Source organism: Streptomyces sp. NBC_00490, from assembly GCF_036013645.1.
Lineage (GTDB): Bacteria > Actinomycetota > Actinomycetes > Streptomycetales > Streptomycetaceae > Streptomyces > Streptomyces canus_F.
This window is the reverse complement of sequence record NZ_CP107869.1, coordinates 9,258,037-9,282,914: the sequence shown is the minus strand read 5'-3', so window position 1 is coordinate 9,282,914 and position 24,878 is coordinate 9,258,037. Positions and strand designations below refer to the sequence as shown.

Genomic DNA, 24,878 nt, shown 5'->3' with positions numbered 1-24,878 from the left:
CGGCATCACCGACCCCCGGCACACCCCCGGCCCCACACACCGGTCGACACCCACCCGCCATCACCACTGGCCGTCACCCAACCGGCGTCGCCCCCACCGGCACCGCCCGCCCATCGCCAACCACCGTCGCCCGCCCGTCGTCAACCACCGTCGCCCGTCCGCCCGTTCGCTCACCCGCCGTGCCAGTGGTACCGGCGTTCGGGGCGGCCCGCGTGGCCGTAGCGCAGGGTTACCGCTGCTCGGCCTGTGACGGTGAGGTGTTCGAGGTAGCGGCGGGCGCTGACCCGGGAGATACCGACCCGTTCCGCGCACTCCGCGGCGGACAGGGTTCCGTCGACCGCGCGCAGCGCACGTTCGACCAGCTCCGAGGTCTCCACGCTCATGCCCTTCGGCAGCGTGGGCGCCACCGTCGGCGCGGCGACCCGACCGAGCGCCCGGTCGACGTCGGCCTGGCCGCTCACCGTCCCGGCGCACAGGTCGCCGCGCCGGGCGCTGTAGCGCTCCAGCCGGTCCTTGAGCTCCTCGGCGTCAAAGGGTTTCAGCAGATAGTCCACGACACCCTGGCGTACGGCCCGGCGCACCGCCTCCGCCTCGCGGGCGGCGCTGATCACCATCACGTCGCAGTCGTGACCGGCGGTCCGCAGCCGGGGGACGACGTCCAGGCCGAAGATGTCGGGCAGATAGAGGTCGAGCAGCACCAGGTCGGGCTCCAGGTCGGCGACGGCGGTGAGGGCCTGTTCCCCGCAGTTCGCCGTGCCGACGACCCGGAAGCCATCGACGCTGTCGACGAATCCACGGTGGATGCGCGCCACCATGAAGTCGTCCTCGACCACGAGTACGTCGATCACCGGACCTCCTCCGTCTCCCGCTCGGCCGGCCGGCCCACGGACATCCGGGCCGTGAACACCGCGCCCGTCTCCGTGTTGGTCACCGACACCTCGCCGCCCCTGCGCGTACAGACCAGCCGGGTCAGGGCCAGGCCGATCCCGCGGACACCGCCCTGCGCGGCCTTCGTGGTGAAGCCGTGGGAGAAGACCTCCTGGGCGAGCTCGGGAGCCACCCCCGGGCCCGAGTCGCGGACCACGATCTCCACGCAGGAGGCGTCCTGGCTCAGCTCGACCTCCACCCAGGCGCCGTCGGCACGTTCCGAGGCCGCCGCCGCGTCGAGGGCGTTGTCGACGAGGTTGCCGAGCACAGTGGCCACGTCCGCGGAGTCCATCGGCTCCAGCCGGTCCAGGGCCGTGCGTTCGGAGATCCGCAGCTGCACCCGGCGCTCCGCCGCCAGCGCGGACTTGGCCATCAGCAGCGCGGCGACGGCCCGGTCGCGGACCCGGCTGGTGAGGGTCAGGTCGAGCGACTCACGGTGCTTGCGCAGGGCGCGGACATACCGTACGACCTCGTCGTGCTCGCCGATCTGGATCAGCCCGGAGATGGTGTGCAGCTGGTTGGAGAACTCGTGCGCCTGGGCGCGCAACAGCTCGGTGCTGCTGCGGAAGGACCCCAACTCCCGCTCCATTCGGGCCAGTTCGGTGCGGTCGCGGAGCGTCGTCACCGAGCCGAGACGTCGGCCGTCCTTGGTGACCTCCATACGGTTCATCACCAGCACCCTGCCCCGGCGCACGACCACCTCGTCGCGCTGCCCGGCGCCGCGGTCACCACCGGTCCCGGCCAGGACGTCGTACAGCCTGCCCTCGATCCCCAGGTCGGCCAGGCTCATCCCGACACAGCTCTCGGGCAGGTCCAGCAGGGCCCGGCCGACCTCGTTGACCAGCGTGAGCCGCAGCCGCGGGTCGAGGGCGACCACTCCTTCGGCGAGCCCGAACAGCATGGCCTCACGGTGCTCAGCGAGACCGGCGATCTCGCGGGGTTCCAGGCCGAGGGTCTGCCGTTTGATGCGGCGGGCCAGCAGCCAGGATCCGGCCACGCCGAGCACGCTCGCGGTGCCGAGGTAAGCGAGCAGATAGGAGGACGCCCCGCTCAGGCGCTGCCAGACCGACGGTGAGGCCCGTCCGATCATGACCGTGCCGATGTGCTCGCCGACGTGGTCGACGTGCTCGGCGAGCACCGGCGCCTGGGCGACCAGTTCCCGGCCCCCGGCCACCGCGAGCTCTCCCGACCAGCCGCGGGCCCGCGCCACGTTCGCCCCTTCGACCGGGAGCCGGGTGCCGACCAGGGTGGGGTTGGTGGCGGCCACGATCTCGCCGTCCGCGTCGGCGACGGTGACCGAGGTGACGTTCGACCGGGTCCGCGTGGTCTGCAGCAGGGGTGCCAGGACCTCACCGGGCGCGGGCAGCACGAGCTGGGTGCGCAGCAGGGGGTTGCCGGCCATCTCCTCGGCGAGGGCGGTCACCCGGCGGCCCTCGACCCGGTCGAACGTGGCCTCGGACTGTGCGAGCGAGACGGCCGCCACCGCGACCAGCACGACCACCACGATGGCGAGCTGAAGCACCAGCAGCTCACCGGCGAGCGTGGGGCGGCGCGATCTCACGACCACTATGAACTCAACCTTCAATGGTCACACAAGGCAGACGGGCTGTTCGAGAATCCGCACAATCATGGCGCCGGACCAGCCCGAGCGAAAGAGATGAGCCATGAGAACTCGCAGAGCCGCACTTCTCGGCGCTCTTGCCACCGTGTCGATGATCGCCGTGAGCGCCTGCGGTGCCACCGCGGAGAAGGAGGACTCGGGGAGCGGCGGGTCCAAGGCCGCCACCGGTCTGCGCCTGATGGTGCCCAACACCCCGGGCAGCGGGTACGACGTGACCGCCCGGACCGTCGCCCAGGTGATGCAGGATTCCGAGGTGGCCTCCGGGGTCCAGGTGTACAACCTGCCCGGCGCCGGCGGCACCGTGGGGCTCCAGCGCCTGGTCAACGAGAAGGGCAACGGCAAGCTGGCCATGCAGATGGGCCTGGGTGTCGTGGGAGCCGCGTACACCTCGAAGTCGAAGGCGACGCTCACCGACACCACCCCCCTCGCCAAGCTGATCGAGGAGGCCGGCGCGATCGTCGTGTCGAAGGACTCCCCGTACAAGACGATCGACGACCTCGTGACCGCCTGGAAGAAGAACCCCAAGAAGGTGGCCGTGGGCGGCGGTTCGTCGCCGGGCGGTCCCGACCATCTGCTGCCGATGCAGCTCGCGAAGGCGGTCGGCATCGAGCCGAAGGACGTCAACTACGTCTCGTACGACGGCGGCGGCGAGCTCCTGCCCGCGATCCTCGGCAACAAGATCGCCTTCGGTGCCAGCGGGTTCGGCGAGTTCCTCGACCAGATCGAGGCCGGGCAGGTGCGGGTCCTGGCGGTCACCAGCGAGGAGCCGATCGCGGCGGTCGAGGACGCGCCCACCCTCAAGGGTTCCGGGATCGACCTGGTCTTCACCAACTGGCGCGGCTTCGTGGCCCCTCCGGGGATCACCGCCGCACAGAAGACGTCCTGGATCGACGCCCTGACCACGATGCACGAGTCGAAGGAGTGGAAGGCCGAGCTGACCAAGCGCGGCTGGACCGACGCCTTCGTCACCGGTGACGAGTTCGGCACCTATCTGAAGGACCAGGACAAGTCCGTCGCCGGTCTGCTGGCAGAGCTCGGGCTGGCATGAGCTCCCAGGTGACGGACGACCACACCGTGGCGGACGCCCGTCCGCCCCGGGACGGGGACCGCGCCCAGTACGGAGTGTGCGCGTTCCTCGTCCTGCTGGGCACCGCGGTGATCGTGGACGGGCTGGGGATCCCGCACATCACCAGCGGCACCGACCCGGTCGGACCACGCGCGGTGCCGGTCATCCTCGGCGTACTGCTCCTGGTGGCCGCGGCGGTGTACGCGGTCGACGTCGCCCGCGGCGGCCGCGGTGAGCCGGAGGCCGGGGAGGACGTCGACCTGTCCCGGGGCAGCGACTGGCGCACGGTACTGCTGCTGATCACCGCGTTCGTGGTGAACGCGGTGCTGATCGAGCGGCTCGGCTGGGTGATCAGCGGCGCGCTGCTGTTCTGGGGGACGGCGTTCGCCCTCGGCAACCGGCACTGCGTACGCGATCTGCTGATCGCGGTGACGCTGTCCCTCACCACGTTCTACGCCTTCGCGATCGGGCTCGGTGTGAACCTCCCGGCCGGTGTGCTGCAAGGGATCCTGTAGATGGACAACCTCGACAACCTCATGGGGGGCTTCGCGGACGTCGTCGCCCCGATGAACCTGCTGCTGGCGCTCGTCGGTGTCGTCATCGGCACCGCGGTGGGCGTACTGCCGGGGATCGGCCCGGCGATGACCGTGGCCCTGCTGCTGCCGGTCACCTACGGCATGGAGCCGGTGCAGGCGTTCATCATGTTCGCCGGCATCTTCTACGGCGGGATGTACGGCGGGTCGACCACCTCGATCCTGCTCAACACCCCCGGCGAGTCGTCCTCGGTGGTGACGGCCATCGAGGGCAACAGGATGGCCAAGTCGGGCCGGGCCGCCCAGGCGCTCGCGACCGCCGCGATCGGTTCCTTCGTGGCGGGCACCATCGGGACCCTGCTGCTGGTTCTGGTCACCCCGTTCGTGGTCGACTTCGCGGTCAGTCTGGGCGCGCCGGACTACTTCGCCCTCATGCTGCTGTCGTTCATCGCGGTCACCTCCGTGCTGGGCGCCTCCCGGATCCGGGGACTGATCTCGCTGCTGTTGGGTCTGACGCTCGGCCTGGTCGGCATCGACGCGGTCTCCGGACAGCAGCGGCTCACCCTGGGCATCCCCCAACTCGCGGACGGCATCGACGTGGTCGTCGTCGCGGTCGGCATCTTCGCCGTCGGCGAGGCGATGTGGGTGGCCGCGCATCTGCGGCGCAAGCCCGCCGAGATCATCCCGGTCGGCACCCCGTGGATGGGGAAGCAGGACTTCAAGCGGTCCTGGAAGCCCTGGCTGCGGGGCACGGCCCTCGGCTTCCCGTTCGGCGCGCTGCCGGCCGGCGGCGCGGAGATCCCGACCTTCCTGTCGTACGCCACGGAGAAACAGCTGACCAGGCACCCCGAGGAGTTCGGCAAGGGGGCCATCGAGGGGGTGGCCGGTCCGGAGGCCGCGAACAACGCCTCCGCCGCCGGCACCCTGGTCCCCATGCTGGCCATCGGCCTGCCGACGAACGCCACCGCCGCCGTCATGCTGGCCGCCTTCCAGTCGTACGGCATCCAGCCCGGCCCCCTCCTCTTCGAGCGTGAGGCGAGCCTGGTGTGGGTGCTGATCGCCAGCCTCTTCGTCGGCAATCTGCTGCTGCTCGTGCTCAACCTGCCACTGGCGCCCGCCTGGGCGAAGCTGCTCCAGATACCGCGCCCCTATCTGTACGCCGGGATCCTGTTCTTCGCGTCGATGGGCGCCTACGCCGTCAACGCCCAGCCCCTGGACCTGTTCCTGCTGTTGCTCCTCGGGCTCCTCGGCTTCGGGATGCGACGGTTCGGACTGCCGGTGCTGCCCCTCATCGTCGGCGTCATCCTCGGCCCGCGGGCCGAACTGCAGGGGCGGCGCTCCCTGCAGCTGTCCGGCGGTGAACTGTCGGGACTGGTGGGCGGGCCGGTCTCCTACGCCGTGTACACGACGATCGTGCTGGTGCTCGCCTGGCCGCTGGTCCGGCGGTTCGTCGTGCGTCCCCCGCGTGAGCGAAGAGCCCGAGAGGAAGAGCAGACATGACCGTACTGGTCGGATACGTACCCTCACCCGAGGGTGAGGCCGCGCTACGGGCAGGGATCGACGAGGCCCGGCTGCGCGGCGAGAAGCTGATGGTGGTGAACACCTCGCGCGGGGACGCCTATGTGGACCCGCGGTTCGCGCAGGAGCCGGAACTGGCCCATGTCCGGGAGGATCTCGCCGCGCTCGGCGTCGAGTTCGACATCCGTCAGGTGCTGGGCGGGGGCGACGCCGCCGAGGAGATCATCGAGCTGGCGGAGCAGGCGGACGTGTCCCTGGTGGTGATCGGGCTGCGGCGGCGTAGTGCGGTCGGCAAGCTGATCACGGGCTCGGCCGCACAGCAGATCCTGCTCGGTACCGGCTGCCCGGTCCTCGCCGTGAAGGCCGCGCTGTAGCCGTCGCGCACCTCGCCGGGAACAGGGTCCGCCCCAATGCGGATGGTGGGCGGACCCTGTTCGTCCAGACATTGTGGTGCGCGGATCGCCTCGCGGACATGGGTGAACCGTGGCCACGCGAAGTGGATCGCGCACACCCCGGGTGCGCGGTTCGCACCGGGCGATGGCGGGATACCGACCCCGCCCGACCGCCGCGGACCGGCGGTGACGATACTGGTGGTCGCACGGAACCCCGCCCCACAGATGGACTCATGCAGACCTCCCCCGCAGCCCTTCCCCCCACCGTGTGGCCGGCCCGCGGCCGCCACGTCGGATCCGCCGCCGCGGACGTGCTCCGCGTCAACCTCCGGCAGCTCAAGGACGGCGCGGTCGTCGACGACTTCCTGGAGCTCAAGGAGGAGCAGGTCTTCGAGGCCCGCTGGCGGGTCGACGGCGAGGTGACCGTACGGGCCCGGCTGACGCTCGGGGCCGACGGGGAGTGGGTCCTGGTCGCGGAGGCGGAACAGCCGTGGCAGGCGGCATGGGCCTCCCCGGTCGGCATGTTCTGGCCGCTGGAGCCGGACGCCGGCTGGGACCACGACACCGTCGCCGGACTGCGCTTCCGGGACGTCAACCGGCTGCCCGAGGACGACAAGGAGCTGCGGCGGCTGCTGCGGGACTGCGTGCGGGACTCCTGGGCGCTGCACATCGTCGTCCACGAGGCCATGACCCCCGACGAGCGCGGCCGCCGGCCGCTGACCGGGCATCTGCCGCCGGGTCTGCGTCACCGCGTGGTGGAGCACCGGGCCGCGCCGCATCAGCTGCGGGCCGTCAACTGGGCGCTGAAGGAGTTCGACGTCCAGGTCCCGCGCGGCGGAGCCGTCGTCCTGTCCCCGCTGCCGCTCGACCGCGACACCGACGCCGACGACTTCTCCGTCCGCAGTGTCTTCCTGGACGGCACCCCGCCCACGGAACTCATCGACGCCGTGACCCGCTTCGCCGGGCTGCCGAGGCCGCTGCCGGAGGGGGCCGAGGAGGCTCTCACCGCGCTGCGCGAGCAGTGGCGACTGACGACCGCCGAGGAGGAGCTGGTCCGCCAGCGCGAGCTGGTCGCCATGTACGCCGAGGCGCTCGAGGCGATGACGAACTCCCGCGACCTGTACCGGGAGGCCGCCGAACGCGCCAACGAGGCGCTGGCCGCCTACCGGGAGGCGGGCGCCGAGGCACCGAGACCGCCCGCCGAACAGCCTGGCTCGCCGCTGCAGCAGCTGACCCGGACCCTGGAACGCTTCAAGCCCCGCCGGCCCCCACGGGACGAGAACGGAGCCTGATAGCCGCCGCGGGCGCCGCGGTCACGACGGCATCCTGGTCACCGTCGGCCGCAGCGCCCACCGCGTGATCAGTCCACCGGCAGACGGTCCGCCGCGCTCCGCCCCGGTGTGTGCGAGGCCAGGCGGACGGCCAGGGCGGCCAGTGCCGCGAGTGCCGCGCAGACGGCGGCGAGGCCGGCGATCCAGGCCGGTGCGAGCGTGAGGTCGAGAGCGGCGGACAGCCGGCCCGAGTCGAAGCGGCTCGCGTACAGCTGGGCCGCGGCCAGGGCCGCCGGCACCAGGACCGCCGCGACCAGTACCGGCACCGCCGGACGCACGACCACCAGCGGAGCCAGCAGCAGGCACAGCCCGGCCAGGCCGAGGACGAGGCCGTAGCGGCGCGGGGACACCCCGTCCTGGTACACCGGGACATGGGCCACGGCGCAGACGAGCAGGGCCACCGCGGTGAGGCGGGTGGGCCAGACGGGAGGTCGGGCGGGCCGGCGGCGTACGAGGCCGGGGCGGGCCGCCGGGTCACGGTGCCGGCCGGCGTCGTCCACGTCGTCCACCGGCGCTTCCGTGGCCTGCGACGGAGGGGCTCCCTTGCGCTCCTCGGCCAGGCGGCCGATCAGCTCCACGAGTTCCTCGACGGACCGGCCGGTGGCGGCCGCCCTGACCGCCTCCTGCCCGCAGTGCGGCTCGAGCGGCGCCTGTTGCAGCAGGGCCATCAGCCGGGTCACGTCCTCGACCGGGCGGGTCTCGGCCGCGGCACGGATCGCCTCGTCCGCGCTCGCCGCCTCCCGCGGCGGCCGGGTGAGCAGGACGACCAGCCGGGTGACGTCGTCCACGGACCGGTTCACCCCGACCGCGCGGAGCGCGTCGACCGTGGCCCGGGCGTACAGAGGAGACTGTTCGAGCAGCGTGATGAGCTGGGCCACCTCTTCCAGCGGCCGGTCGGCCACGGCGGCACGGACCAGGCCGTCCACCGGATCGCCGTAGGCCGGACCGCTTCCCCCGACGGCAACGGGCGCAGGGCTCAGGGAGCCGGTGATCTCCGTCGCGGGTATGGCGGGATCGTTCGACTGCGGGATTGACGAGGGAGTGGTCATGCGCGGCTCTCCAAGCGAGGGGATACGGCCGCTGTTGCGCCCCCGACGCGCGACACGCGACCTTACGGTGACCATTACCGGGCGTCCGCGCCCAGGGCGCCACTCGGGTGCGCCACAGGTATGACTCCCGCTTCGACGCCCCCGCCCCGCCACTCCCACTGGTGTTCGAGTGCACCGGTTTGGCCCTGGCAGGCAATACCGGCGCCCCGAACGGGAATCCGATACTTCGCGCGCGCTTCGCGGGGCGCCCCGGAACGAGGAGGGCCCGTTGGACATCACCACCCGATGGATCGCTGTCGCCGTGCTCCTCGCGGCGGCCGTCCTCGCCGTTGCCGTCGCGGTGTTCGTACGGCTGGTCCGGGCCCGGCGGGGTCTGCGGCAGGCCGGACTTCCGACCGGCCCGCGCTGGGTCTTCTGGGGAGCTCTCGCGTACTTCTTCCTGCCGGCCGACCTGGTGCCCGACCCCGTGTACCTCGACGACATCGGTGTCCTGCTGCTCGCGTTGCGCACGATGCGCAGGCACTCGGGCAGTGAACCTGCCTGACTTCACCCACGTCTCCCCCATTGTCCGGACGACGAACCGCCAACAACTACGCAGCGTAAGGAAACCAATCACCCGTTCGATTCGTATAAGTCTCAGGAAGCCGACGGGAGTCGGCGGCCCGAGCGACGGCGCAAGGTGACCATCGCTGGATCGGCGCAGGACCCACGAGGGAGAGACGATGCAACCGTTCGCGCTCAACTACGCACGTCCGGCAGCGGAGTCGGAGGTCACCGCTCCGTACGCCTACGACACCGGACTGCAGTTGAACGTGCTCTCGGACGGGCGGATCGCCGCCCACGACCACGCGCTGCTGAGAGAGTTCGGGACCACGACCTCAACGGCGGGGTCGAAGACGCACTTCGACGACTGAACACGGGCAGACACCGATGACCGTGTTGATCCTGACCTGTGAAGCGGACGTCACCGCCGACATGGTGGTCGTCCACCTCCATACGACAGGCGTTCCGGTGGTCCGTCTCGACCCCGCCGACCTGACCGAGGGGGTGGCGCTGTCGGGCGAGTACGTGCACGGCGCCTTCCGGGGCCATCTGTCGGCGGGGGGCCGGCTGGTGAGCATGAACGGGCTGCGGTCCGTCTGGGTGCGCCGGCCGGGCACCGCGGCGGCCCGGGCCGCGGAGCCGTCCGGGTGGCTGACCGAGGAGTCGTCACAGGCGCTGTACGGGATGCTGCGCAGTTCGGGGGCGCGCTGGATGAACCACCCCGACGCCTCCCGCCGGGCCCGGCACAAGCCCTGGCAGCTGCGGCACGCCCAGCGCTGCGGGCTGCCCGTGCCGGCCACGCTGATCACGACCTTTCCGCAGGCCGCCCGCGAGTTCTCCGCGCGCTATCCGGACCTGGTGGTCAAACCGGTCTCCGGGGCGCATCCGCAGGACCCACCGAGGGCGGTGCCGACCAGCCGGGTCACGCCGGACACGGACTTCTCCGCCGTCGCGTTCGGCCCCACGCTGCTCCAGCGGCGGGTCGCCAAGCGGGCGGACATACGGCTCACGGTGGTGGGCGAGAGGATGCTGGCCGCGCGCAAGACGACCGCGGAGGACGACGAGGTGGACGTCCGTTTCGCCTCCCCCGCCACTCCGTGGCGCCCCACCGACGTGCCGCCACGGGTCGCCGAAGCGGTGCGCGCGTACATGCGCGACGCCGAACTGGCTTACGGCGCCTTCGATTTCGCCGAGGACGCCGACGGGACGTGGTGGTTCCTGGAGTGCAATCAGTCGGGGCAGTTCGGCTTCGTCGAGGTGGAGACGGGTCAGCCGATCGCCCGCTCGATCGCCGAGTGGCTGGCCCGGCCCGTGCCGGACGGGGCGGGGCTCGTCAACGGCAGGGACACCGTGGTCCCCTGAGCCTCACCTCTGCCCGGGTCCGGGCAGGGCCGCCCGCTGCCACTGCGGCGCGGGCGGCGCGGAGGGCAGTTCTCCGTAGTGGGAGCGGTCCATGGAGCGGAGAGGCTGCATGACGAACTCCAGTTCCCTGCTGACTCGCTCGGCCTCCCTGCGAACCTGAGTGGGAACGTCACCGCGCTCCGCGATGAGCCGGTCATAGATGGGGGAATCCTGGAACACCCGTCAACGTGCCTTTCGTGTGACGGCCCATAGGTATGGGCGCAGCTGCCGAGTCTAGGCGCCCCTGCACCCTGCGGGGTGAATTCCACCGTTCGACTTGACTCAGGCCCCCGTCGTGGAACCGGGGCGGACGATCATCAAAACGGTGACCGCGGCCCACAGCAGGTTGAAGATGCCGGTGAACATGGCGAGTTGGACGGTGTGGGCGCGCTCGACCGGCTGCCGGGCGCCCAGCTCTTCGAGGAGCTCCTCCTGACGGGGCAGCACGAAGGCGACCAGGACCCCGGCGGCCACGGCGGTCAGAGTGATGGAGGTGACGAGCCAGGCGTCCCCCAGGACACCCATCGCGAGGGCGGTGGCGAGGCCGAACACGGGCACGGCCAGGCCGAAGCGGGCGTAGACCCGGCAGATGCGGTGCAGCAGGGCGACGGTGTCCGCCGCCGTCCCGGAGGGGTCCGCGCGGCGTACGGCGGGCGGGAACATGCTGGCCGCGACGGTCACGGGACCGATGGCGACGATGGCGGCCAGGACATGGAGGGACAGCAGGAACTTCGTCATGGGTGGCGTCCAGGGTGGTTCGGAGGTGTGCGGCCGCCCACGCTAGGGATCTCCGTACCGCGTCGCCCAGAGGCTGGAACGACAGCTTCCGACGGATTCTCGCCAACCGCTCCGACCTGGTGCTCTTGCCTGGACTCCGCATAGTGGGGCTGGCGGGAATCCGCCTATCGTGTCGTTCATGCACACTGTGGCGATCCTGGCTCTCGACCAGGTGGTGCCGTTCGACATGGCGGCGCCCATGCAGGTCTTCGACTGGACGCGGCTGCCCGACGGCCGCTCTCCCTACCGGATCCGGCTGTGCGCCGCGTCGCCGGAGGTACGTGCCGACGGCGGCTTCTCGCTGCGCGTCGAGCACGGGCTGGAGACGCTGGCGGACGCGGACACCATCGTCGTGCCGGGCTGCTCCCCGGCGGCCGGACCGACGCCCGCGCCCGTTCTGGAGGCGCTGCGCCAGGCGGCCGCGGCGGGCACCCGGATCGCCTCGGTGTGCGTGGGTGCCTTCGTGCTGGCCGAGGCCGGGCTGCTGGACGGGCTGCGCGCCACCACGCACTGGGTGGCCGCGCAGGAGCTGGCGCGCCGCTTTCCGGACGTACGGGTGGAACCGGACGTCCTCTACGTCGACAACGGGCAGATCCTCACCTCGGCCGGTGCCGCCGCGGGCCTCGACATGTGTCTGCACATGATCCGCCGCGACTTCGGCTCGGCGGTCGCCGCGCACTCCGCCCGGATGTCCGTCATGCCTCTCGAACGGGAGGGCGGACAGGCCCAGTTCATCGTCCATGACCATCCGCCCGTGCCGCGCGGCTCGACCCTCGAACCGGTCCTGGAGTGGATCGAGGACAATCTGGCCCGCGAGATCACCCTGGGCGCGCTGGCGTCCCGGTCGGGGATGAGCGAGCGCACCTTCAGCCGCCGCTTCCGCGAGCAGACGGGCACCACACCGCTGCAGTGGCTGCTGCGGGCGCGGGTGCGGCGCGCCCAGTACCTGCTGGAGAACAGCGACCACACGATCGAACGGATCGCGCAGCAGGCGGGGTTCGGTTCACCGACCGCGTTCCGCGAGCGGTTCCGCCGGGTGGTCGGCACCAGTCCGCAGGGCTATCGCTCGGCTTTCCACGGGAAGCAGGGTTCCCCGGCAGCGCGCGTCTGAGCCTGCGGACCTGGTGCCGACGAGGTCTCACACGGCCAACAGGCCGCCGCGTCCCGCCGGTTCCCGCGTCGTGGACGCCGTCCGACCCACGCCGAGGAGGAGGGCGTCCGCCTTCGCGACCGCCTCGCGGATGCCGGTGGTGCCCATCATGACGCAGAGGGTGTAGCTGACATCCTCCAACTCCCTTGTCGTCGCGGGGTTGCCCCGCTCCGCGTCGGCGATCCGCAGCGATGCGTACCGCGTCAGCAGTTCTCTGACGACCTTCGGATCCGGAACGAGCACGAAGAGCCCCTTTCTCGATTTTCCGCTGCGTATGCCCGGGCGATGGGAGACCAATCTCATCTCCCGCTCTCCGGCTCGCGATTGACGGGATCCTGTCGCCGAGCACCCGACTGACGCTCGAATCCGGCCGGTGCGAAACCCACAGGAGTGACGTTTCGGCGGGTACCGCGCCGACCCGCTTCCCGCCGGGGCCGCGGGCAGTTGAACAGGGGGCAGCCCCTCAGCACGGACGCACGAACGGTGTACGCCCATGAACTGCCCCCAGCGCCTGCTCTGCGCGCTCTACGTCAGCACGAGCTCCGGACTCGCCCTGACCACGGTCCACGAGTTCCGTCACGGCCCCTGGTGGGCCGCGGGTCTCTTCGCCGCCGCGAGCCTCGTCCCCCTGGTCGCCGTCGTCCGCGAGGCCGACCCGCGTACGCCGGTGGCCGAACGGCGGCTGCGGGGCCTCGGGCCCGGTACGGACGACGACGTCGTGCGCACCGAGCTCGACGCCGCGTGCTGCGAACGCTGGTGGACGAGCTGCGGCACCGAGCACGACGCGGCCTGTCCGCACCGCGTCCCCCGGAGCAGCGCCGCCTGACGGGTGCGGTGACGTCAGGCGGCCTGCCCGCTGTGCAGCGCCGTGTACGCCCCTCCCCGGCGCAGGAGTTCGTCGTGCGTGCCGATCTCCTGGATTCGGCCGTCGCCCATGACCACGATCCGGTCGGCGCCCCGCACGGTGGACAGCCGGTGCGCCACCACGAACGTGGTCCGTCCGCGCAGCAGCCGGGCGAGCGCCTGCTGCACCAGCGCCTCGGAGCGGGTGTCGAGGGCGGAGGTCGCCTCGTCGAGGACCAGCACCCTGGGGTTCCTGATCAGCGCGCGGGCGATGGCGAGGCGCTGGCGCTGCCCGCCGGACAGCCGGGCGCCCCGCTCGCCGACGAGGGTGTCCAGGCCCTGCGGCAACTGCTCCACGAACTCCAGCGCGTTGGCGTCCCGCAGCGCCGCGCGCACCGCCTGCTCGTCTGCCTCGTCCTCCATGCCGTAGGCGACGTTCTCGCGGATCGTGCCGTCGAAGAGGATCGACTCCTGCGGCACGACCGAGACGAACCGCCGGTAAGTGCGCAGGTCGAGGGTGTTCATGTCGGTGCCGTCGAGCAGCAGCCGACCCGAGGTCGGGCGGATGAAACCGATGACCAGGTTGAGGACGGTGGACTTGCCCGCCCCGGACGCGCCGACCAGGGCGATGGTCTCGCCCGGCCGCACGGAGAGGGTGAAGTCGTGCACGGCGGGCCGCTCGCCGTCCCCGTAGACGTGGCCGGCCTGCTCGAAGGCCACGGCCCCGCGCACCTCGGAGACCTCCGACTTGCCCTCGTTGTCCTCCAGTTCGGGCGCCTGGAGGACCTCGCCGACCGAGCGGACGGACTCCAGGCCCTTGGTGATGACCGGGGCGAGACCCGCCAGCGTGGTCGTGGAGTTGGTGAGCGTGGTCAGGAAGGCGCTGAGCATGACGACGTCGCCGGCGGTGACACCCCAGACGTCGTAGTACGACACCAGCGCCGCACCGGCGAGGACCAGTACACCGACGACGTTGAGCACCACCCAGGCCAGCGAGCCGAAGCGGCCGTTGACGAGGTCGAGGCGCATCCCGGAGGTGAGCAGCCGGTGCAGGGTGCCGTCCATGCGGCGCAGCGCCTTGCCCTCCAGGCCGTGGGCGCGGGTGACCGGGATGAGACGGGTCATCTCGGTCACGCGGGAGGACAGGGTCTCGACCTCGTGCCGGAAGTGCTCGTTGTGGGTGCGCAGCCGGGCGCGGAGGCGGGCCACGACGAGGGCGGCGGCGGGCACGACGACGAGGAAGACCGGGAGGAACTCCGGTGTGCGGATGCCGATGATGACGAGGCCGCCGATGAGCACGGTGCCCGCCCCGAGCCCGGTCTCGGCGGTCTGCTGCACCATCTGCTCCACGGTCTCCACGTCCCGCACCACCTTGGCCTGGAGCACACCGGCGCTGACGCGGGAGTGGTAGCCGATGGACAGCTGCTGCATCCGGATGCAGAGCGCGGAGCGCAGCGAGGTGCCCATGCGGCGCACGCTGCCGTACAGGAGACGGACGTAGAGGATGTGCAGGGGGTAGTTGACGAGCAGGATCAGCAGGATGATCCCGGTGCTGAGCCAGAGTTCGGTGATCGCCCGGTGCTCGACGACGGTGTCGATGATGGACGCGGTGATCAGCGGCAGCAGCCAGACGGGGCTGTGCTTGACCGTGAAGATGCCGACCGCTGCGGCCAGGCGCTTGCGGTCGGCACGGAACAGATAGGCGAGGGTACGGACGGGATGCTCGCCCCGGTAGCGGTGGTCGAGCGGTCTCTCCAACGGCGAGGCCACTGGCGGCGGTTCCTTCCGGGCGGTCGGATCATGGGGCCTTCAGCAAGCGCTTACTCCCCGCGCCGTGCCGGATTACACCGCGTCCAGCACGGCGATCTCGTCCGCGGTCAGGACCAGGTCGGCCGCGGCGACCGAGTCGCGGATCGTCTCGGGGCGGCTGGCGCCCGGGATCGGTACGACGACGGGCGACTTGGCGAGCATCCAGGCCAGGCACACACGCTGCGGGCTCACCCCGTGCTCCTCGGCGATCCGGGCGAACGGCGCGTAGACGGAGCCCAGTTCACCGGCCCGGGAGATCCCGCCGAGGGGGCTCCAGGGCAGGAACGCGATACCGAGCTCGTCGCACAGGCGCAGCTCGGGCTCGCTGGAGCGAAAGGCCGGGGAGAACTGGTTCTGTACGGAGACGAGTCGACCGCCGAGGATGTCCTGGGCCTGCCGGATCTGCTCCGGATTCGCGTTGGAGATGCCCGCCAGGCGGATCTTGCCCTCGTCCAGCAGGTCCCGCACGGCGCCGACCGACTCCGCGTACGGCACGCGTGGGTCGGGGCGGTGGAACTGGTAGAGCCCGATGGCCTCCACACCGAGCCGGCGCAGGGACGCCTCACAGGCCTCCTTGAGGTACCGCGGGCTGCCGTCCAGGGTCCAGCTCCCGTCACCGGGACGCAGATGGCCGCCCTTGGTGGCGACCAGGACATCGGCGCCCCGGTCGTGGGAGGCGAGGGCCTTGGCGATCAGGGACTCGTTGTGGCCGACCTCGTCGGCGTCGCGGTGGTAGGCGTCCGCGGTGTCGATCAGCGTCACGCCCGCGTCGAGGGCGGCGTGCAGCGTGGCGAGCGAGCGGGCCTCGTCCGGCCGTCCCTCGATCGACATGGGCATCCCGCCCAGACCGATCGCACTGACCTCGACATCACCGATGCGTCGCGTGTGCATGGGCTCGTGACCTCTTCCGGGCTGTCGCGGGACGATGGGCACCGGCAAGCGGTTGCACCGCACCGGTCGCACACCAGCCTGAACCCGCCCCGGCCCGCAGGTCCAATAGAAGAACACGAACGTATTCAGCACCGCGAGGACTGAATCACCGCAGGCGTTCCGCCTGCCCGGAGCACGGCGAGGGCGGGCCCGTCGAGACATCGGGCCGAACCCGGCCACGCCACCGCTCGCAACCGGGCCGACTCCGACGTATCCGGACGCTCCGGTGCCAGGCCCGGACAGGTCATCGATCTTTCCCCGCATTCCGGTTGCGCGGCCCTCAGGTGCGTGTGGCACTCTCTGGCTGGACCTTCGGGGTGTGGAAAGGCGGGGCCATGCGCATCGGACTGCTCGGCACGGGCTCATGGGCCGAGGGGGCGCACGCGCCCGCCCTGAGCTCACACCGCGAGCTGGATTTCGTCGGAGTCTGGGGCCGCCGTCCGGAAGCGGCCAAGGAGTTGGCGGGCCGCTTCGGCACACGGGCCTACGACGACGTCGACGCGCTGCTCGCCGATGTGGACGCCGTCGCGGTGGCGCTGCCGCCCGCCGTCCAGGCCGGTCTGGCGGTGCGGGCGGCGCGTGCGGGCTGCCATCTGCTGCTGGACAAGCCGCTCGCGCCGACGGTCGAGGAGGGCCGGGCCGTCGTCGCGGCCGTCCAGGAGGCGCAGGTCGCCTCGGTCGTCTTCTTCACGACCCGGTTCCAGAGCGTGACCGACGCATGGATCACCGAACAGTCCGCCGTCGAGGGCTGGTTCACCGCGCGGGCCGAGTGGCTCGGCGCGGTGTTCACCACGGACAGTCCGTTCGGCGCCTCACCGTGGCGGCGGGAGAAGGGTGCGCTGTGGGACGTCGGGCCGCACGCCCTGTCGGTGCTGCTGCCGGTCCTGGGCGACGTACGGCAGGTGGCCGCCGCGGTGCGCGGTCCCGCGGACACCGTGCACCTGGTCCTCCACCACACCGGTGGCGCGTCCAGCACGCTGACGCTGAGCCTGACGGCGCCGCCCGCGGCGGCGGGTGCGTCGGTCGAACTGCGCGGCGAGGGCGGGGTCACGCTCCTCCCCCGCAGCCCGGACGGTGCCGTTCCCGCGCTCGAACGGGCCGCGGACGCGCTGCTCGCCGCCGCTCGCAGCGGCCGTCCGCATCCGTGCGACGCCACGTTCGGGCTGCGGGTCACCGAGATCCTGGCGACGGCTGAGGCCCTGCTGGGCGGCTGACGCCGCTCACCACTCCCCCTCGACGGCCTCCGTCAGCCGGGAGACGGCGGCCGGATCCGGCAGACTCGCCAGCGTGTCGACGACCTTCCCGCTCGCGAACTCGCGTTGTGCGGTGGTCGCGTCCGGATCGATCGCACCCTCGGCCTGCACCTTGACGAAGTTCAGATCCGTCGCGAACAGCATCGAGAACGCGTCCAGGCTCCTGACCGTCGCAGGGCCGCCGGCGTCCACGTACGCCCGCACGAGCCGGCGCGCGGATCCGGCGGCGAAGTCGTTGCCGCCCGCCCATGCGTACAGGACCCGGGCGAGTTCGCGTTCGGCCGCGATGGGTCCGGCGTTGTCCCAGTCCAGGAGGGCCGGGCCGGCCGGGCCGACCAGGACGTTCTGCGGGTGCATGTCGAGATGCGACACCACCAGCTCACCGGGGCCGGACGGGGAGACGTACCGCGCGAGTTCGGGCGCCGTGGTGTCGATGAACCGGCCGAGCTCGTCGGCCCACGGCATTCCGGCCCGGCGGACCTCCTTGTGGAGCTCCGTCCAGTCGGTGTCCCGGGGGCACTCCTCGTACCAGGCGTTCGGGGTGTCGGTCGCGCCCCGGCCCGCCCGGTGCAGGAGAGCCAGGGTCCGGCCGCACCAGCTCAGGATGTCCGGGTCGGTGGGGTCCGCCTGGGTTCCGGTGACCCAGTCGTAGAGCTTCACGGCGGACCCGTCGAGCTGCGAGACGTGCGTGCCGTCGCGGTTGGGCAGGAGCCGAGGTGCGGAGATCCCCAGACCCTCGGTGGCGTCGCGCAGGGCGATCTCGTACCGGAACTGCTCCTCGGTGCCGCCGAAGATCAGTTCCTTCACCGCCCACGACGTGCCGTTCCCGGTCAGCTTCCAGATCTGCCCCAGGGCGCCGCGGGTGACGGGCGTCATCGTCCAGGGCCCGTCGCCCAGTGCGTAGGTGTCGGCGATCAGGTCCGCGGCGCTCTGCATCAGATCTCCTCCATGCGTCTCAACCACCCAAGATCGCAGGAAGGGCACCTACTCGTCGAAGGGTTTGTCGCTCCAGCGGAACCAGGCCCGGTCGCCCTCGATGTGCAGCAGGAACTCGGGGACCGGGCCGTCCGGCGAGGTCAGGGACACGCGTCGCCGGATCTCGTCGTAGGCCCGCTCCCATTCCTCTCCCAGGTCCTCGGTCAGGGCGAGTTCGCGGACGAACAGCTCCCGCAGGCCGTCGAAGGCCGGAGCGGCCGTGAAGCGGCCCGACAGCCAGGGGAAGTCGGCCTCGTCGATCAGGATCTCCCCGACCGGGACGTCGCCGCTGTGCAGATGCCACACCTGGCTGTCGAACCCCACTACGCCTCCGTCACCCGGTGCCGACTCTCATGGACACCTTGCCATCCGGCACTGACAGCGGCGCCCTGGCCTACCGCGCGTCCGCCGGCAGATGGAAGTTGACGCGTTCGCGTGTGACCGGGTAGCCGGCCTTGGCGAAGTGCGCGGCCATCGGGACGTTGCCCTGGTCCGTCGCGGCGACGATGAACTCGGCGCCCTGCGCGACGAGGTGGTGGGTGCACTCGGTCAGCAGGTCGTAGGCGTAGCCGTGTCCGCGCTGTTCGGGCACGACGCCGATGAAGCCGACGATCGGGGCCTGGTGGTTGCGGGCCGGGATGTGGATCCCCACCAGCTCTCCTTCCGGCGTGTACGCGACCTGCCACCACTCGCGCGGCGACGGGCACCAGCGGAAGAAGTCGAGCTCCTCCTGCGCCGCCTTGTCGATGCCGCCCTCCTCGACGGCCTTCAGCGCGTGGGCGTCCAAGGTGGCGGAGTGGATGCGGCGCAGCGCGTCGAAGAAGACGGCGTCGTCGGGTTCGGCGCTGAAGACCAGACGTCCGGGCCGTTCGGGCAACCCGCAGGCGGGGGTCCAGCGGTAGTTGAAGCGTTCGACCAGAAGCTCGTATCCGGCCGCCCGTGCGGCGGTGAAGCGGGCATCGACCGCGGTGCGCAGGCCCGGGTCCTCGCGCCAGCCGGGCGGCAGGCTGAAGTCGATGTCGACCCGCCAGGGCGCCGAGCGCAGGAGTTCCGCGGCCGCCTCCGTCTCGCCGTCGGCCATGTCGAGCCGGTCGACGCAGAGCGGTTCGGTGTCGTCGGGGCCGCCCCACCAGGCGGCCCTGGCGACGATCCGGCCGTCGCGCAGTGCCACGCGCTGCCAGTCGGGGCGGTGCCGGGTCAGCGGGTGCGCGGCGCGCACCCCGAGCGGGTCGGGCAGGGAGTCGAACTCATGGGCGGTGCTGTCGTCGAGCTGGCGGATGACCGTTGCGGTCATGGATTCCTCCGGGATGCTGCGTGGAGCGCTCCCGGGAAGCTCAGAGGCGCACGCCGGGGGCGACGGAAAGGGAGCGCGGGATGTCGGTGTACTGCACGGCACTCGCCTCCTTCCGTCGGTCTCGGGGCGTGACGCGCTCACGTTAGAAGCTCCCGCGGGCGGCGTCCAGCGAATTTCCCCGGCGTGCGCGGCGCACCGGGTCGGAGGACCGTAGAGGCGTGGGAAAGGCGCAGGTCACACGGGACCACCGGGACCGACGCGGCTGGTTGCACGGCGCACCGCCGCCCGGCTGGGTACGTGTGCTGCCGCCCGCCCTGCTCGCGGGGGTGTGCGCGGTGACCCTGGCCAGCCCCGACCCCCTCGACATCGGCTTCCTGCTGGGGGCCATCCCGCCGCTGGCCGTACTGTCCTACGGCCCCGCCGGCACCGCGCTCCTCGGCACCCTCGTGGGGACCGTGCTGGTGGTCCCGGCGTTCCGGCTCAACGACCCCGGCACCACCGATCTGCTGACCGTCTCCTTCGTCGCCGCGCTGAGTGTGCTGGTGTCCTACGTACGGAGCAGGCGCGACGCCCAGCTGGTCACCGAACGGGCGGTCGCCGAGGCCGCCCAGCGGGCCGTGGTGCCGCCGCTGCCGGAGCGGGTGGGGCCGGTGGGGTGTGCGGGGCTGTACCGGGCGGCACAGCGCGGCACGCTCGTCGGCGGTGACTTCTTCGACGTACGGCGAGGCCCGCACGGTGTGCGTGCGGTGATGGGCGATGTGCAGGGGCACGGGCTGTCGGCCGTCGCGACGGTCGCCTCCCTGCTGGGCGCGTTCCGGGAGGCGGTGCTGGACGAGCCGGACCCGGAATCGGTGGCGGCCCGGCTCGACCGCAGGCTGGTGGTGGATTCCGCGGACGTGCCGCACGCCGAGCTGTTCGCCACGGCCGTGGTGCTGGAGTTCTCCGCCGACGCACGGGCCGTGCGCATCGTCGTGTGCGGGCATCCGGCGCCGCTGCTGCTGCGCGAGGGGCGGGTGGCGGAGCTGGAGGTGACGGCGGGTGTACCGCTGGGGCTGGGGCTGTCCGGGGCCGGCCCGGCGGTGGGGGTCACGGTGCCGTTGCGCGCCGGTGACCGGCTCTTCCTCGCGTCCGACGGTGTCTCCGAGGCCAGGGGTGCCGACGGTGCCTTCTATCCGCTGCTCGACCGGCTCACCGGGTTCGCCGATGACGATCCCGCGGTCATGGTGCGGCATGTGTGGCGCGATCTGAGGGGGTACGGCGGAACCGTCCTGGACGATGTGACGATGCTCGTCCTCAGTCCTGTCTGACCGGTTCACGCTCCCCTTCGGCGTCGATGTGTGGCAGGATCCGGTCCAGCCACCTCGGGGTCCACCAGGCGTGCCGGCCCAGCAGCGTCATGACCGCCGGAACCATGAGCAGCCGGACGATGGTCGCGTCGATCAGCACGCTCACGGCGAGCCCCAGGCCGAGCATCTTGACCACGATGTTGTCGCTGACGATGAACGCCGCGAAGACGCTCACCATGATCAGTGCCGCGCAGGTGATGACCCTCGCGGTGATCTCCAGGGCGTGGGCGACCGACGCCTTGGCGTCCCCGGTGCGCAGCCAGGCCTCGTGCACCCGGGACAGCAGGAAGATCTCGTAGTCCATGCTCAGTCCGAAGATGATCGCGAACATCATCATCGGGACATAGCTCTCGATGGGCACCTTGCCGGAGACCCCCAGCGCGGGACCGCCCCAGCCCCACTGGAAGACGGCGACGACGACCCCGTAGGAAGCGGCGATCGACAGGACGTTGAGGACGGCAGCCTTGATCGCGACGAGCAGACCGCGGAAGACCGCGAGGATGATCAGGAAGGCCAGGGCGACCACGACGCCGATGATGAGGGGCAGCCGGCTGGAGACGATGTCGCGGAAGTCGACCTGGGCCGCGGTGGTGCCGGTGACGTAGCCCTGGGCGTCGGTGCCGGACACCGCGGCGGGCAGGGTGTCGTCGATCAGGCGGTTGGTCAGGTCCGTGGTGGCGGCGCTCTGCGGGGACGTCTTCGAGTAGACCGTGCCGATCAGGACGTCGCCGTCCTTGGTGGTCGTCAGCGGGGTGACGGTGGCCGCGCCGGCGACACCGTCGAGGGTCTTCTGGGCCTGTGAGGTGAGGGCGGAGCGGTCGGCGTCCGATACGGAGGTCTGGTCGATGACGACGGTGAGCGGGCCGTTGGAGCCGGGGCCGAACGCGTCGGTCATCAGGTCGTAGGCGCGCCGGTCGGTGAAGGAGGTGGGGTCGGCGCCGTCGCCGATGTGACCGAGCTGGATGGAGAACACCGGGATGGCGAGGACGGCGACGGCTGCCACGCCCACGGCCAGATAGCGCAGCGGGTGGTGTTCCACGCGGAGCGCGTAGCGGTGCCAGGTGCCGTGCGGCTCGGCGCCCTCCCCGGCGTCGGTCTCGGCGACGGGGCGGCGCACCCGGTAGCGGTCGATACGGGTGCCGATCAGCCCGAGCAGGGCCGGGACCAGGGTGAGCGCGCCGAGCACGGCGGAGACGACCGTCACGGCGGCGGCGAGACCGAGTTTGCTGATGAAGGAGACACCGGAGGCGGACAGGCCCGCGAGCGCGACGATGACCGTGCAGCCGGAGACGAGCACGGCACGGCCACTGGTCGCGGTGGCCCGGCCCGCCGCGGTGACCGGGTCGGCGCCGTTCATCAGGTGCTGGCGATGACGGGTGATCAGGAACAGGGCGTAGTCGATGCCGACGCCCAGTCCGATCATCGTGGCCAGGGTCGGCGAGACGGTCGCGAAGGTGAACGCGGCGGCGAGCAGTCCGAGGCAGGCGAGCCCGCCGATCACACTGATCAACGCGGTCAGCAGCGGCAGACCCGCGGCGATCACGCTGCCGAAGCCGACGAGCAGGACGACGATCGCCACCGCGAAACCGATCAACTCGCTCACCCGGTCGTCGGCGGCGGGCCGCGCCAGCTCGCCGAGCGGTCCGCCGTACTCGACGTCGGCGCCGGCCGACCGCAGCGGCTGCACCGAGGTGTCCACCCCGTCCAGGTACTCGTCGCCCAGGGTGGAGGGCTGTACGTCGAAGCGGACGGTGATGTACGCCGTCTTCGCGTCGGAGGAGAGCGGTCCGACGGGCGAGGCGGTGGCGGTCAGCGGGTTCTGGACGGCCAGGACGTGCGGGAGTTTCTGGAGGTCGCCGACGGTCGTCGACATCTGGGAGTCCAGCGAGGTGAGGGCCTTGTCGCCGTCGTGCACGACGATCTGGCTGCTGTAGCCGCCCGCCGCCGGGTCGTGCTTCTTCAGGACGTCCAGGCCCTGTTGGGACTGCACGTCGGGCAGGGAGAAGTTGTCCTCGTACTCCCCGCCGACGGACCGGTTCAGGGCCTGGAGGGCGACCAGCGCGACCAGCCAGGCCACGATGACGATCACGAAGTGCCGGGCACACCACTGGCCCAGCCGTCGCAATGCCCCGACGGCGGCGGTCCCCTCGTCCCCTGCGGTACCTCGGGTGGGTGACATGTCCTGGACCTTTGTTCGCTCCCCCCATTACACGCCCGCGTGATCTCCTCGGCATCCCGGGTGCGACCGCTCCGGATGCACACGGCGCTCCCGGGGTGAATGGTGATATCGGACCCGATGACGACCCGAGGAGCAGAGATCATGCCGACGTCACAGCCCGACGCGTCCGGTCCGTCCGAGGACCGCGCCACCCCGGACGCCCTGCTCCACACCCGCACCGGCACCGAGGTGTCGCCCGAGGACCTGGTGCTCGCCGCAGGCAGGGACCTCACCCCGCGCAACCTGGAGTGGGCCAGGCGCAAGCTGGAAGCCGAGGGACCGGCCGCCATGGAGAAGCTGCTGCCCTAGCGCCTGTCCGGCGGGCCACCGCCCGAGCCCGGTGCGTGCTCATCCAGGCAGAGCACCGGAACCCGCTGGACCAGGTTGCCGGCGAAACCACCCCGGTTCCAGGGCTGCTCCAGCGGCAGGGTGCGCCCTTCGGCGTCGGTGGCCCGCACGCTCAGCAGGTGCTCGCCGGGCGCCGCCGTCCAGGCGAGACGCCAGCGCCGCCCGCCGTCCGGGCCCGTCAGACCGGTGCGTCCTCGTCCAGGCAAAGCACCGGAACCCGCCGGACCAGGTTGGCGGCGAACCCACCCCGGTTCCAGGACTGGTCCAGCGGCTGGGTGTGCCCCTCGGCGTCGGTGGCCCGCACGCTCAGCAGACACTCGCCGGGCGCCGCCGTCCAGGCGAGACGCCAGCGGCACCTGCCGTCCGGGCCCGTCAGACCGGTGCGTCCTCGTCCAGGCAAAGCACCGGAACCCGCTGGACCAGGTTGCTGGCGAACCCACCCCGGTTCCAGGACTGGTCCAGCGGCTGGGTGTGCCCCTCGGCGTCGGTGGCCCGGGCGCCCAGCAGGTGCTGGCCGGGCGTCGCCGTCCAGGTGAGGCGCCAGCGGCGCCATGCCCAGCGGTGCCCGGCGTCCGGCTCCAGTTCGGTCTCGTGCCAGGTGCGTCCGGCGTCCGTGCTCACCTCGACCCGGGTCACCGGGGCCCGCCCGGACCAGGCGCGTCCCTCCAGCGGGACCTCGCCCGGCCGCACCACCCGGGTCCGTGACATGAAGTCCGGGAAGCCTGGCGGCACCAGCAGGGCGCGTGGCGCAATACGGGTGACGGGTTCGCCCGGGTCCTCGGGGCGTTCCCGCAGGCGGTAGGCGACGGCCTGCTGGAACCCGGTGAACGGCTCGTCGACGACGCTCACGTCGCGCAGCCACTTCACGTGGGCCATGCCGTACCAGCCGGGCACCACCAGCCGCAGGGGATACCCGTGCTGCGGCGGCAGCGGGGCGCCGTTCATCGCGTACGCCACCAGCACCTCGGGCTCGCCGCCCGTGGCGTCCTCGACGGACAGGGAGCGCTGGTAGTCCTGCTCCACCCCGCGCTCCACCCCGTGATCGGCGCCGGTGAAGACCACGTCGACGGCACCGGGCTCGATGCCGGCCTCCGCCAGCAGCAGCCGCAGCGGCACGCCGGTCCACTCGGCGGTGCCGACCGCTTCGACGAGCCAGGGCTGGCTCACCGGCCGGGGCGTCAGCAGGGCCCGCCCGTTGCCGGCGCACTCCAACGTCACCCGGGTGGTGACCTGGGGGAACGCCCGCAGTCCGGCCAGGTCCAGGCGCAGCGGGCGGCGGACCAGGCCGCCGAGAGTGAGCTGCCACGCGGCGGCGTCGGGGACGTAGGGGATGTCGTAGTGCGTCAGCACATAGTGCAGGCCCGGCGGGGTGAGGTCGTGCCGCAGGGCTTCCAGGGGCAGTCCGTGGTTGCGGGTGGCGAGGGCGAGTTCGTCCGGGCCGATGCCCTCGTCGGGGGCGGCCAGCCGGGCGGGTGCGCTCACGTCTCCGAGTCGATGACCCATGACACCAGTGTCGCGCCGCGAGCCAACCCTTGCACGCTGCTTGCCGGTTCA

Annotated in this window: 28 protein-coding genes; 13 read left to right on the top strand and 15 right to left on the bottom strand. The window is 71.7% G+C overall.

Annotated features, from left to right (window positions below):
- Window positions 1–170 precede the first annotated feature (170 nt).
- Window positions 171–848, bottom strand: coding sequence for a response regulator (locus OG381_RS42375; RefSeq protein WP_327721280.1), 678 nt, complete (start codon window positions 846–848; stop codon window positions 171–173).
- Window positions 845–2,494: a sensor histidine kinase gene (locus OG381_RS42370; protein ID WP_327721279.1), complete on the bottom strand. Its 1,650-nt coding sequence runs from the start codon at window positions 2,492–2,494 to the stop codon at window positions 845–847. Before OG381_RS42370 ends, OG381_RS42375 begins: the two co-directional genes overlap by 4 nt.
- A 97-nt stretch (window positions 2,495–2,591) precedes the next feature.
- On the opposite strand from OG381_RS42370, the gene OG381_RS42365 reads away from it, so the two are divergent.
- From OG381_RS42365 to OG381_RS42345, 5 genes are all read left to right on the top strand, one after another.
- Window positions 2,592–3,596, top strand: a complete 1,005-nt coding sequence (locus OG381_RS42365; protein ID WP_327721277.1) for a Bug family tripartite tricarboxylate transporter substrate binding protein — start codon at window positions 2,592–2,594, stop codon at window positions 3,594–3,596.
- The gene (locus tag OG381_RS42360; protein ID WP_327721276.1) at window positions 3,593–4,129 is read left to right on the top strand and encodes a tripartite tricarboxylate transporter TctB family protein; all 537 of its coding nucleotides are present in this window, start codon (window positions 3,593–3,595) and stop codon (window positions 4,127–4,129) included. Before OG381_RS42365 ends, OG381_RS42360 begins: the two co-directional genes overlap by 4 nt.
- Window positions 4,130–5,647 (top strand): tripartite tricarboxylate transporter permease, encoded by a 1,518-nt coding sequence (locus OG381_RS42355; RefSeq protein ID WP_327721275.1) that lies wholly within the window; start codon window positions 4,130–4,132, stop codon window positions 5,645–5,647.
- Entirely contained in the window at window positions 5,644–6,039 is a 396-nt protein-coding gene (locus tag OG381_RS42350; RefSeq protein WP_327721274.1) for a universal stress protein, read from the top strand. Before OG381_RS42355 ends, OG381_RS42350 begins: the two co-directional genes overlap by 4 nt.
- Before the next feature lie 251 nt (window positions 6,040–6,290).
- Window positions 6,291–7,349, top strand: coding sequence for a hypothetical protein (locus OG381_RS42345; protein ID WP_327721273.1), 1,059 nt, complete (start codon window positions 6,291–6,293; stop codon window positions 7,347–7,349).
- 68 nt (window positions 7,350–7,417) lie between these two features.
- Here OG381_RS42345 and OG381_RS42340 read toward each other — a convergent pair whose 3' ends face one another.
- Entirely contained in the window at window positions 7,418–8,437 is a 1,020-nt protein-coding gene (locus OG381_RS42340; RefSeq protein WP_327721272.1) for a hypothetical protein, read from the bottom strand.
- Between the two features lie 268 nt (window positions 8,438–8,705).
- On the opposite strand from OG381_RS42340, the gene OG381_RS42335 reads away from it, so the two are divergent.
- The 3 genes from OG381_RS42335 (at window position 8,706) to tgmB (ending at window position 10,342) form a co-directional block, all read left to right on the top strand.
- Window positions 8,706–8,981: a YkvA family protein gene (locus OG381_RS42335; RefSeq protein ID WP_307022554.1), complete on the top strand. Its 276-nt coding sequence runs from the start codon at window positions 8,706–8,708 to the stop codon at window positions 8,979–8,981.
- A 178-nt stretch (window positions 8,982–9,159) separates the two neighbouring features.
- Entirely contained in the window at window positions 9,160–9,351 is a 192-nt protein-coding gene (gene tgmA, locus OG381_RS42330; protein WP_046258248.1) for a putative ATP-grasp-modified RiPP, read from the top strand.
- Between the two features lie 16 nt (window positions 9,352–9,367).
- On the top strand, window positions 9,368–10,342 hold the full coding sequence (gene tgmB / locus OG381_RS42325) for an ATP-grasp ribosomal peptide maturase (protein WP_327721271.1): 975 nt from the start codon (window positions 9,368–9,370) through the stop codon (window positions 10,340–10,342).
- A gap of 3 nt (window positions 10,343–10,345) precedes the next feature.
- Here the strand turns inward: tgmB and OG381_RS42320 are convergent, their stop codons facing one another.
- Window positions 10,346–10,561 (bottom strand): hypothetical protein, encoded by a 216-nt coding sequence (locus OG381_RS42320; protein ID WP_046258246.1) that lies wholly within the window; start codon window positions 10,559–10,561, stop codon window positions 10,346–10,348.
- A gap of 102 nt (window positions 10,562–10,663) precedes the next feature.
- Window positions 10,664–11,119, bottom strand: coding sequence for a DUF2269 family protein (locus OG381_RS42315; protein WP_327721270.1), 456 nt, complete (start codon window positions 11,117–11,119; stop codon window positions 10,664–10,666).
- A gap of 178 nt (window positions 11,120–11,297) precedes the next feature.
- Here OG381_RS42315 and OG381_RS42310 point away from each other — a divergent pair, with 178 nt between their 5' ends.
- Window positions 11,298–12,269: a GlxA family transcriptional regulator gene (locus OG381_RS42310; RefSeq protein ID WP_327721269.1), complete on the top strand. Its 972-nt coding sequence runs from the start codon at window positions 11,298–11,300 to the stop codon at window positions 12,267–12,269.
- Window positions 12,270–12,296: 27 nt separating this feature from the next.
- Here OG381_RS42310 and OG381_RS42305 read toward each other — a convergent pair whose 3' ends face one another.
- Window positions 12,297–12,551, bottom strand: coding sequence for a DUF5133 domain-containing protein (locus OG381_RS42305; RefSeq protein WP_327721268.1), 255 nt, complete (start codon window positions 12,549–12,551; stop codon window positions 12,297–12,299).
- A gap of 250 nt (window positions 12,552–12,801) precedes the next feature.
- Here OG381_RS42305 and OG381_RS42300 point away from each other — a divergent pair, with 250 nt between their 5' ends.
- A complete protein-coding gene (locus tag OG381_RS42300; protein ID WP_327721267.1) occupies window positions 12,802–13,134 on the top strand; it encodes a hypothetical protein in 333 nt (110 codons plus the stop codon).
- A gap of 14 nt (window positions 13,135–13,148) precedes the next feature.
- On the opposite strand, the gene OG381_RS42295 is transcribed toward OG381_RS42300, so the two are convergent.
- Complete coding sequence (locus OG381_RS42295) at window positions 13,149–14,921, bottom strand: ABC transporter ATP-binding protein (RefSeq protein WP_327721266.1); 1,773 nt, start codon at window positions 14,919–14,921, stop codon at window positions 13,149–13,151.
- A 72-nt stretch (window positions 14,922–14,993) separates the two neighbouring features.
- On the bottom strand, window positions 14,994–15,851 hold the full coding sequence (locus tag OG381_RS42290) for an aldo/keto reductase (RefSeq protein ID WP_327721265.1): 858 nt from the start codon (window positions 15,849–15,851) through the stop codon (window positions 14,994–14,996).
- 374 nt (window positions 15,852–16,225) lie between these two features.
- Here OG381_RS42290 and OG381_RS42285 point away from each other — a divergent pair, with 374 nt between their 5' ends.
- Entirely contained in the window at window positions 16,226–17,104 is an 879-nt protein-coding gene (locus OG381_RS42285) for a Gfo/Idh/MocA family protein (protein WP_327721264.1), read from the top strand.
- Between the two features lie 6 nt (window positions 17,105–17,110).
- Here OG381_RS42285 and OG381_RS42280 read toward each other — a convergent pair whose 3' ends face one another.
- The 3 genes from OG381_RS42280 to OG381_RS42270 all read right to left on the bottom strand — a co-directional run bounded on the left by OG381_RS42280 (window position 17,111) and on the right by OG381_RS42270 (window position 19,412).
- The gene (locus OG381_RS42280) at window positions 17,111–18,079 is read right to left on the bottom strand and encodes a phosphotransferase enzyme family protein (RefSeq protein ID WP_327721263.1); all 969 of its coding nucleotides are present in this window, start codon (window positions 18,077–18,079) and stop codon (window positions 17,111–17,113) included.
- 48 nt (window positions 18,080–18,127) lie between these two features.
- On the bottom strand, window positions 18,128–18,442 hold the full coding sequence (locus tag OG381_RS42275) for a hypothetical protein (protein ID WP_327721262.1): 315 nt from the start codon (window positions 18,440–18,442) through the stop codon (window positions 18,128–18,130).
- Window positions 18,443–18,512: 70 nt separating this feature from the next.
- Entirely contained in the window at window positions 18,513–19,412 is a 900-nt protein-coding gene (locus OG381_RS42270) for a GNAT family N-acetyltransferase (protein ID WP_327721261.1), read from the bottom strand.
- Between the two features lie 218 nt (window positions 19,413–19,630).
- On the opposite strand from OG381_RS42270, the gene OG381_RS42265 reads away from it, so the two are divergent.
- Entirely contained in the window at window positions 19,631–20,719 is a 1,089-nt protein-coding gene (locus tag OG381_RS42265) for a PP2C family protein-serine/threonine phosphatase (RefSeq protein WP_327721260.1), read from the top strand.
- Here OG381_RS42265 and OG381_RS42260 read toward each other — a convergent pair.
- Window positions 20,706–22,937, bottom strand: coding sequence for an MMPL family transporter (locus OG381_RS42260; protein ID WP_327721259.1), 2,232 nt, complete (start codon window positions 22,935–22,937; stop codon window positions 20,706–20,708). The two genes, OG381_RS42265 and OG381_RS42260, sit on opposite strands and share 14 nt — an antisense overlap.
- A 141-nt stretch (window positions 22,938–23,078) precedes the next feature.
- On the opposite strand from OG381_RS42260, the gene OG381_RS42255 reads away from it, so the two are divergent.
- Window positions 23,079–23,285, top strand: coding sequence for a hypothetical protein (locus OG381_RS42255; RefSeq protein ID WP_307022585.1), 207 nt, complete (start codon window positions 23,079–23,081; stop codon window positions 23,283–23,285).
- On the opposite strand, the gene OG381_RS42250 is transcribed toward OG381_RS42255, so the two are convergent.
- The 3 genes from OG381_RS42250 to OG381_RS42240 are packed head-to-tail and all read right to left on the bottom strand — an operon-like array spanning window position 23,282 to window position 24,827.
- Entirely contained in the window at window positions 23,282–23,530 is a 249-nt protein-coding gene (locus OG381_RS42250) for a hypothetical protein (RefSeq protein WP_443061982.1), read from the bottom strand. The genes OG381_RS42255 and OG381_RS42250 overlap by 4 nt on opposite strands.
- On the bottom strand, window positions 23,503–23,724 hold the full coding sequence (locus tag OG381_RS42245) for a hypothetical protein (protein WP_327721258.1): 222 nt from the start codon (window positions 23,722–23,724) through the stop codon (window positions 23,503–23,505). The genes OG381_RS42250 and OG381_RS42245 overlap by 28 nt, the downstream gene beginning before the upstream one ends.
- Entirely contained in the window at window positions 23,697–24,827 is a 1,131-nt protein-coding gene (locus OG381_RS42240) for a sulfite oxidase (protein WP_327721257.1), read from the bottom strand. Before OG381_RS42240 ends, OG381_RS42245 begins: the two co-directional genes overlap by 28 nt.
- Window positions 24,828–24,878: the final 51 nt, after the last annotated feature.